The sequence below is a fragment of the Actinomadura sp. NPDC049382 genome (genome assembly GCF_040677125.1).
Lineage (GTDB): Bacteria > Actinomycetota > Actinomycetes > Streptosporangiales > Streptosporangiaceae > Spirillospora > Spirillospora geliboluensis.
The window spans coordinates 208,811-216,965 of the sequence record NZ_JBFARO010000004.1 but is presented as its reverse complement, the minus strand read 5'-3'; the positions used below and the strand labels follow the sequence as shown (position 1 = coordinate 216,965).

Sequence of the window (8,155 nt, the reverse complement as noted above, 5' to 3'; positions counted from 1 at the left end):
GGGCGGCGCGCCGCAGGGCCGCGCGCCGGTGGGCGCGCGCGGGGGTGGTGGATCTCACGCGGTGACTCCTTCGGGGGCTCGCCCCGGCGCGCGCGGTGGCGCCCGCCGGGGCTCCGGAGTGGTGGGCGGGTTCGCCTCGGGAACGTTCGCATGCATTTCCGGGCAAGTCACCGGATAGTTCGCGACGCTAGGGAAGCCGTAGGGACGCCGTCCGCAACGCAAGGGGAATCCCTACCGGGGCGGGGATGGACTACCGGGTGAGGGTGGCCTCCGGCCCGTCGAGCCCGTCGAGCCCGGCGACCAGCGCGCCGAGTTGCGCGCGCGAGCGGATGCCGAGTTTGCGGTAGATGCGGGTGAGCGACGCCTCGACGGTCTTCACGCTGAGGAACAGCCGGGTCGCCACCTGCTGGTTGGTGGCGCCCTGCCCGACGAGCACCGCGATCCGCCGCTCGCCGTCGCTGAGCGCCGCGTGGCCGGGCGGCGGCGCGGGCCCGTCCCGGAGCCCGGTGTCCAGCCGCGCGAGCCGGTGCCGGGCGCGCTCCACCCAGGGCCGCGCCTCGCAGCGGACGAAGGTCTCCAGCGCCGCCGAGGCGGCCTCCCGGGCGGTGCTCACGCGCCGCCGGCCGCGTTCGACCCGGGCCAGTTCGAGGAGGCAGTGCCCGGCCTCCAGGGGCTGGCCGAGCCGCTCGAACAGCGCCGCCGTGCGGCGCAGCAGCGCGACGGCCGCGTCCGGTTCGCCGCGCGCGGCGAGCAGGCACGCCTCGGCGCGGTCCAGCCGCCCGGTGACGCCGATGCCGCGCGCCCGGTCGGCGACGGCGGCGCGGGTCGCGCGGATCACCTCCGCCGCCCGCTCGGTGTCGCCGAGGGCGACGAGCCCCTGCGCCAGGTCGCCGTGCCTGCGCAGGACGAGCGGCGACAGCGGCCCGCGCCCGTCGCCGAGCACGTCGATGCGCTCCAGCGCCTCGACGCCCTCGCGCACCTCCCCCAGCCGCATCCGCGCCACGCCCAGCACGTGCAGCAGGCGGCTCTGGAAGATGACGTCGTTCTCCTGCTCGGACGCCCGCAGCCCCCGTTCGGCGAGCGCCACCGCGCGCCGGACGCTGCCGCCGGCCAGTTCGGCCAGCGCGCCGTGGTACCAGGCGGGGCCCGGGCTGAGCGCGGCCTCCTCCGTGATGCGCATGGCCCGGTCGGCGAAGTCGAGCGCCTCCCTGCACCGGCCCGTGAGGACGGCGACCTCCGACAGGTTCCGCAGGACGTGCACGACCTCCTCCCCGGACCCGCGTTCGACGAGCGCGAGCATCCGCAGGAGGTCTTCACGGGCCTCGGCCAGCCGGTCCTCGAACACGGCGCAGTACGCGGCCAGGTAGCGCGGCGTCATGTGCAGTTGGCCGTCCAGGGGCGGCTCTGGGAGGCGCCGGGCGCGGCGCAGGTCGGTGGCGTAGTCGTCCCGTCCCTCGATGAGTGCGATGTTGGCCCGGATGGCGAGCACCTTGGCTTCGAGGGCCGTGTCGCCGGTCGCGCGTGCATGCGCCAGTGCCCCGTTCGCCTCATGCTCAGCGCGCGCGGGCGCACCGTTCACGAGCGCGCCGAGCGCCATGCGCAGCCGTAGCGGCCCGAGCAGCGCCGGGTCGCCGTCCGCGTCCACCAGGGCGGCGGCGAACACCTCGCCCATCTCGGCGAGGCCCTGCCCGGACAGGTCCAGCAGCGCGAGCCTGACCCGCACCCGCTGCGCGCGGGACGCGTCGGCGGCGAGCACCGCCTCGGCGGCCCGGTGCACCAGGTCGGGCAGGCCGCCGTTGGCGCCCGTCTCGGCCGCCGCGACCAGCCATTCCAGCCGCTCGGCGGCGGGCTCGGCCGGGGACCGGTCGGCGGCCAGCCGGTACAGCTCGGCGGCCATCCGGTGCGACCCCTGCCGGACGGCCCGCTCGGCGGCGGTGACCAGCGAATGGGCCAGCTCGGCGTCCGGGCCGGGGTCGGCGAGGGCGCGGTGCCGGGTCCGGCCCGCCGCGTCCGGCACGGCGGCGGCCAGGGCCCGGTGCACCCGCGCGAGGTGCGGCGCGCCGGCGGACTCGGCGAGGACGGTCCCGACGGCGGGCGGCGTGAACCGGATGCCGCCGCCCTCGGTGATGAGCAGCCCGAGCCCGGCCGCGAGCCGGACGTCCCGGACCGCCCCGGCGCGCCCGGCCCGGCACAGCAGGTCGGTCGTCGGCCGGATCGCGAGCGCCGCCGTCAGCAGCGTCTCGCGGGCCTCGGCGGGCAGCCGCGCCAGCCGCTCCTCGATCACCGACCGGACCCGCTGCGGCAGCGGCGCGGGCCGCCAGTGCCGCGGGATGCGGTCGGTGAACGCGCCGCCGAGCGCGAGCGCGAGGTAGGGGTTGCCGCCGGAGTCGGAGTGCAGCGTGTTCACCACCCGCACCGGCAGCCCGTAGCTGTCGAACATCTCGGCCAGCTCGTCCGGGCCGAGCGGCGGGACGGGCAGGTGGAGGGCGTCGGGCGCTGGAGCCCAGGGCGCGCCGCTCCCCTCGCCCGCGGCGAACCCGTCCGGCCAGCGCCCGGCGGCGACGGCGCGCACGCCCCGCGCCGCGAGCCGTCCCACCGCGTAGCGGACGGCGTCGGCCGACTCGGCGTCCAGCCACTGCGCGTCGTCGACGAGCAGGAGCACGGGGCGCTCCTCCGCGCACCGGGCGAGCAGCCCGCGGAACGACAGCCGGCAGGCCACATGGTCCGCGTCCGGATCGGGACGCGGGTGCGGGGCGGGCTCGGGCAGGCCGGTCAGCCGCTCGCGGGGCAGCGGGTCGGTGAGCGGGCCGGGCAGCTGGTCGAGCAGTTCCGCGAGCCCCGAGCAGGGCACCCACCGCTCCGTCTCGGTCCCGGCGGTCCGCAGCACCAGCTCGCCGCGCGCGGCCGCCGCGGCCCCGGCGGCCTCCAGCAGCGCCGTCTTGCCGATGCCGCTGGGGCCGGTCAGCACGACGCTGCCGTTCGCCGCGAGGCGGGACTCCAGGGCCGTGAGCAGTGCGGACCGCCCGGCCGGCGCGGGCGGCATCCCCTGGCGGACCACCGGCGGCGCGGCGCGGACGTCCATTGATCGCTCCCTTCAGGAGAAATCGGACGCCGCCTTGACGATAACCAGCGCGGGACCCCGTCACAACGCCGCCGTTCCACCCAGTGGCCCGTCCCGCCGGGGCGGCGGGACGGGCGGGCGGGGCCGGCTCAGCCGAACTGCTCGATGAACGGCGCCTTCTTGGTGGGCTCGGTGGCGGTGCCGGTGCTCACGACGGCGGCCGTGCCGGGGCGGGCGTCGGCGTCGGACGCCTGGACGGTGCCGGTGCGCGCCGGGCCCTCCAGGGTCGTCCAGGACGAGCCGTCGTAGTGCAGGTACCGGGTCTTGGCGCCGGTCGTGACGGGCAGCACGACCACGCCGCCCTGCCCGTCGGACGACATTCCCAGGCCGGTCGCGTTCAGCGGGATGTCGACGGTCGTCCAGGACGTGCCGTCGTAGTGCTGGACCGCGTTGGTGATCTGGGCGTTCTGCCGGACGCGCAGCACGTAGACGTTCGTCGGCGAGTCGGCGACGATGCGGTACAGGGTGCCCTGGAAGCCGAGGGCGCCGAGCGAGCCGGGGACGTCGATCCGCTCCCAGGACGTCCCGTCGAAGTGCATGACCAGCCCGGTCGCGGACGTCCCGGACTCGGCGGTCGTCCCGGCGAGCCAGACGTCGTCGGCGGCGCGCACGTCCACGGCCGTGACGGACGAGGAGGGCGGCAGCGGGACCTGCGGGTCGACCCACGCGCTGCCGGTCCAGCGGAGGACGGCGCTCGGGCCGCCGTTGAACTGGTTGAGCCCGGCGATGGAGTAGGCGGTGCCGTCGGGGGCGGCGGACACGGCGTTCGGGAAGCCCACGAGCGGATAGGAGACCTGGCTCCACGCGGTGCCGTTCCAGTACAGGCCGACCGTGCCGCCCAGGTTGTAGCCGATGACCCACGCCTTGGACGGCCCGGACACGGCCACGTCGACCGGCGTGAAGCCGACCGGGCTCTGCTGGGCGGTCCAGCCGGAGCCCGTCCAGCGGACGATCTTGGCCTCCGGGCCGAAGAGGTTGCCGGCGGCGCCGACGGCCCAGCCGGCGCCCCCGGCGCCGAAGTCGACCCGGTCGAGCGAGCCGTTGTAGGCCGTCGCTCCGGTGGCCGCGTCCGTCCAGCCGGCGGCGTGCGCGGGGGCGGCCGCCGCGACCGTCCCGGCGGCGCAGGCCAGGGCGGTGGCGACCGCCAGTGCCGCGTTGCGTCTCATGGGCTTCCTTTCAAGATCACAGCAAGCCCGGGTCAGCGTACGCGATCACTTACTCGACGCCGAGACAAACCCCGGCACCCGGCCGGAACAGGCCGTCCCCGGACACACGAGGCGCCCGGAACCACGGTGGGTTCCGGGCGCCTCGGCACGGGAGGGGCGGCTACTCGCCCTTCCAGTTCGGCTTGCGCTTCTCGGCGAACGCCGCCGGGCCCTCCTGGGCGTCCTTGGAGGTGAAGACCGGCAGGGTGATCTCCTGCTGCTTCTTCCACGCCTCCTCGGTCGTCCAGTCCGCGGACTCGACGATGACCTTCTTGGTCGCCGCGAGCGCCAGCGGCGCGTTCTCGGCGACCTTGAGGGCCAGCTCCTTGGCCGCGGCGAGCGCGCCGCCGGACTCGGCGAGCCGGTTGACGAACCCGAGCTCGGCCATCCGCTCCGCCGGGTACTTGTCGCCGGTGAGGGCGATCTCCATGGCGATGTGGTACGGGATGCGCTGCGGCAGCCGCAGCAGCCCGCCGCCCGCCGCCACCAGGCCGCGCTTCGGCTCGGGCAGCCCGAACTGGGCGTCCCGGGCCGCGACGATCATGTCGCAGGACAGCGCGACCTCGCAGCCGCCGGCCAGCGCGTAGCCCTCGATCGCGGCGATCATCGGCTTGGCCGGCGGGCGCTCGGTGAGGCCCGCGAACCCGCGTCCCTCGACGACGGGGTTGTCGCCGGTCAGGAAGCCCTTCAGGTCCATCCCGGCGCAGAACGTCCCGCCCGCGCCGGTGAGGATGCCGATGGACAGGTCCTTGCGGGACTCCAGCTCCTCGACGGCCGCCGCGATGCCCCGCGCCACCTCGCCGTTGACCGCGTTGCGGGCCTCCGGGCGGTTGATGGTGATGACGAGGACGGCGCCGTCTTCCTCCGTCAGAACAGCGTCGGTCATTCAGTGCCTCACTTGGGCTGGAAGCGGATGCCGCCGTCGAAGCGGATCGTCTCGCCGTTCATGTAGTCGTTCTCGATCAGGGACTTGACGAGGTGCGCGAACTCCGACGCCTTGCCCATCCGCTTCGGGAACGGGACGGGCGCGGCGAGCTTGGCCTTGAACGCCTCGGCCTGCTCGCCGGAGCCGTAGATCGGGGTGTCGATGATGCCCGGGCAGATGGTGTTGACCCGGACGCCGATCGCGGCGAGGTCGCGGGCCGCCGGCAGCGTCATGCCGATGATGCCGCCCTTGGACGCGGAGTAGGCGATCTGCCCGGTCTGGCCCTCGATGCCGGCGATGGACGCGGTGTTGATCACTACGCCGCGCAGGCCGTCGGCGTCGGCGGGCTCGGTCTTGGAGATGGCGGCGGCGCCGATCCGCATCAGGTTGAAGGTGCCGATCAGGTTGACCCGGATGACGGTCTCGTAGGAGGCCAGGTCGTGCGGGGAGCCGTCGCGGTTCACGGTCCGCGACGCCCAGCCGATCCCGGCGCTGTTGACGATGACGCGCAGCGGGGCGCCGGTGTCGACGGCGGCCTGGACGGCGGCCTGCACCTGCTCCTCGCTGGACACGTCGGTCTTGACGAAGACGCCGCCGACCTCGTCGGCGAGGGCCTTGCCCCTGTCCTCGTTCAGGTCGGCGACGACCACCTTGGCGCCTTCGGCGGCCAGCGCGCGGACGGTGGCCTCACCGAGGCCGCTCGCGCCACCGGATACGACGGCGGAAACTCCGTTCAGGTCCATAAGCGACACCTTACGTGAGGGACCGAATGTGGTTCGGGGTGATGCTATCCAGACGTCGGCGCGCGCTCCGCTCACACCCCGGCGGATCGCCGAGCGCGTTATTACTCACGGGTTACAATAGGGCCCGCGTTTGCTCCGCGCAGCTCCGGGCACCCGCGTCATGTGGACGGCGGGGTCGATCCCGGGAGGAACCGAGCATGAGCGAACGTCCGGCACAGAGCCAGTCCTACCCCGGCCGGACCGGGGAGATGGCACCCGAACCGCGCGACGAGATGCGCGACTACCTCGGCAGCGACCTGCTGCACGGGCGGCGCGCGCTGATCACCGGCGGCGACTCGGGGATCGGGCGCGCCACCGCGATCGCGTTCGCCAAGGAGGGCGCCGACGTCGCCATCACCTACCTGGAGGAGGACGACGACGCCCGGCACACCGCGAGCCTGGTCGAGGACGCGGGGCGGCGCTGCGTCATGCTCGGCGGCGACATGGCCGAGGAGCGGCACTGCCGCGAGGTCGTCGAGCACACCGTCCGGCAGCTCGGCGGGCTGGACGTGCTCGTCCTGCACCACGGCACCCAGACGCCGGTGAAGGACGTCCGTGAGATCGACGGCGAGCAGCTGCGCCGCACGTTCGAGGTGAACGTGTTCGCGGTGTTCTGGACGATCCAGGAGGCCCTCGACCACATGGGGCCAGGCTCGTCCATCATCATCACCGGCTCCATCAACGGGCTGCGCGGCAACAAGACGCTCATCGACTACTCCGCCAGCAAGGGCGCGGTCATGTCGCTCACCGCGAGCCTCGCCCAGAACCTGATGGACCGCGAGATCCGCGTCAACTGCGTCGCGCCGGGCCCGGTGTGGACGCCGCTGATCCCGGCGACGTTCGACGCTGAGCGCGTGGAGTCCTTCGGTAAGAACGCGCCCATGGGACGTGCCGCAGATCCCGATGAGATCGCGCCGTCCTACGTGTTCTTCGCTGCCAACCGCCAGTCGTCCTATTACACGGGGCAGACGCTCGTACCCGCCGGTGGGGAGATTCACCCGGGCTGATGGAGCTGCAACGTAGCGACCCTGGGGAACCCGGCTACGGACGGCGCAGAGCCGGCAAGGGCTTCGTGTACCTGGGACCGGACGGTCGTCCTCTGCAAGACCCCACTGAGAAGGCACGCATCCGATCGCTCGTCATACCGCCCGCCTGGAAGGACGTCTGGATCTGCCCAGAGCCGGACGGCCACATCCAAGCGATGGGCACCGACGCGGCAGGACGCCGCCAGTACCTCTACCACGAGGCATGGCGGGAGCAGCGCGACCAGGAGAAGCACGAGCACGTCCTGGAGCTGGCCGAGCGGCTGCCCAAGGTGCGGCACACGCTCGACGAGCACCTGACCGGGCGCGGCTACACCCGCGAGCGGGTGCTCGCCGCCGCCGTGCGGCTCATCGACCTCGGCTTCTTCCGCATCGGCGGCGAGTCGTACGCGGCGGAGAACGGCACGTTCGGGCTCGCGACCGTCCTGCGCGAGCACGTCACCTGCCGCCGCGACGAGGTGACGTTCGAGTACCCGGCCAAGGGCTCGAAGGACCTGTACCGCGCGGTCGCCGAGGAGAACGTGTGCAAGGTCGTCAGCGGCCTCAAGCGGCGCCCCGGCGACGACCCCGAGCTGCTCGCCTACCGGACGCGGGACGGCTGGCACGACGTCACCGCGTCCGACATCAACGACTTCGTCCGCGAGGTCACCGGCGGCGACTTCACCGCCAAGGACTTCCGCACCTGGCACGCCACCGTCCTCGCCGCGGTCGGCCTCGCGGTGTCGGTCCGCGCCGACGGCGGCGACGCCGCCCGCCGGCGCGCCATCGTCCGGGTCGTGAAGGAGGTCGCCGCCTACCTCGGCAACACCCCCGCCGTCGCGCGCGCCTCCTACATCGACCCGCGCGTCATCGAGCGCTACGAGGCCGGCGAGACGATCGCGCCCGCGCTCGGCCGGCTGGGCGTCGAGGCGTCGGTGGGCGAGCTGGCGACGCAGGGCCCGGTCGAGCAGGCCGTCCTCGACCTGCTGCGCCCGACCGCGTGACGGGGAGCGGTCGGACAGTGGGGCGGCGTCGGGCGGTGGGGCGGCCGGGAGATCACTCCCCTCCACGCGATCTCGCGGCCGTCCCACCGGCCCGTC

The 8,155-nt window shown here is 74.3% G+C and carries 6 protein-coding genes; 2 read left to right on the top strand and 4 right to left on the bottom strand.

Annotation, left to right across the window (positions count from 1 at the left end; genetic code table 11):
* Positions 1-250: 250 nt before the first annotated feature.
* The 4 genes from AB0K34_RS04715 to AB0K34_RS04700 all read right to left on the bottom strand — a co-directional run bounded on the left by AB0K34_RS04715 (position 251) and on the right by AB0K34_RS04700 (position 5,994).
* The gene (locus AB0K34_RS04715; RefSeq protein ID WP_364545519.1) at positions 251-3,082 is read right to left on the bottom strand and encodes an AAA family ATPase; all 2,832 of its coding nucleotides are present in this window, start codon (positions 3,080-3,082) and stop codon (positions 251-253) included.
* Positions 3,083-3,210: 128 nt separating this feature from the next.
* Positions 3,211-4,287 (bottom strand): hypothetical protein, encoded by a 1,077-nt coding sequence (locus tag AB0K34_RS04710; RefSeq protein WP_364545516.1) that lies wholly within the window; start codon positions 4,285-4,287, stop codon positions 3,211-3,213.
* A 160-nt stretch (positions 4,288-4,447) separates the two neighbouring features.
* Positions 4,448-5,212: a crotonase/enoyl-CoA hydratase family protein gene (locus AB0K34_RS04705; RefSeq protein WP_138641444.1), complete on the bottom strand. Its 765-nt coding sequence runs from the start codon at positions 5,210-5,212 to the stop codon at positions 4,448-4,450.
* An 8-nt stretch (positions 5,213-5,220) separates the two neighbouring features.
* A complete protein-coding gene (locus AB0K34_RS04700; RefSeq protein ID WP_138641443.1) occupies positions 5,221-5,994 on the bottom strand; it encodes an SDR family NAD(P)-dependent oxidoreductase in 774 nt (257 codons plus the stop codon).
* Positions 5,995-6,191: 197 nt separating this feature from the next.
* Here AB0K34_RS04700 and AB0K34_RS04695 point away from each other — a divergent pair, with 197 nt between their 5' ends.
* Both AB0K34_RS04695 and AB0K34_RS04690 read left to right on the top strand, forming a co-directional pair.
* On the top strand, positions 6,192-7,040 hold the full coding sequence (locus tag AB0K34_RS04695) for an SDR family oxidoreductase (RefSeq protein ID WP_138641442.1): 849 nt from the start codon (positions 6,192-6,194) through the stop codon (positions 7,038-7,040).
* Positions 7,040-8,059 carry a DNA topoisomerase IB gene (locus AB0K34_RS04690; protein WP_138641441.1) on the top strand — a complete coding sequence of 340 codons (1,020 nt, stop codon included), beginning with the start codon at positions 7,040-7,042 and terminating at the stop codon, positions 8,057-8,059. The genes AB0K34_RS04695 and AB0K34_RS04690 overlap by 1 nt, the downstream gene beginning before the upstream one ends.
* Positions 8,060-8,155: the final 96 nt, after the last annotated feature.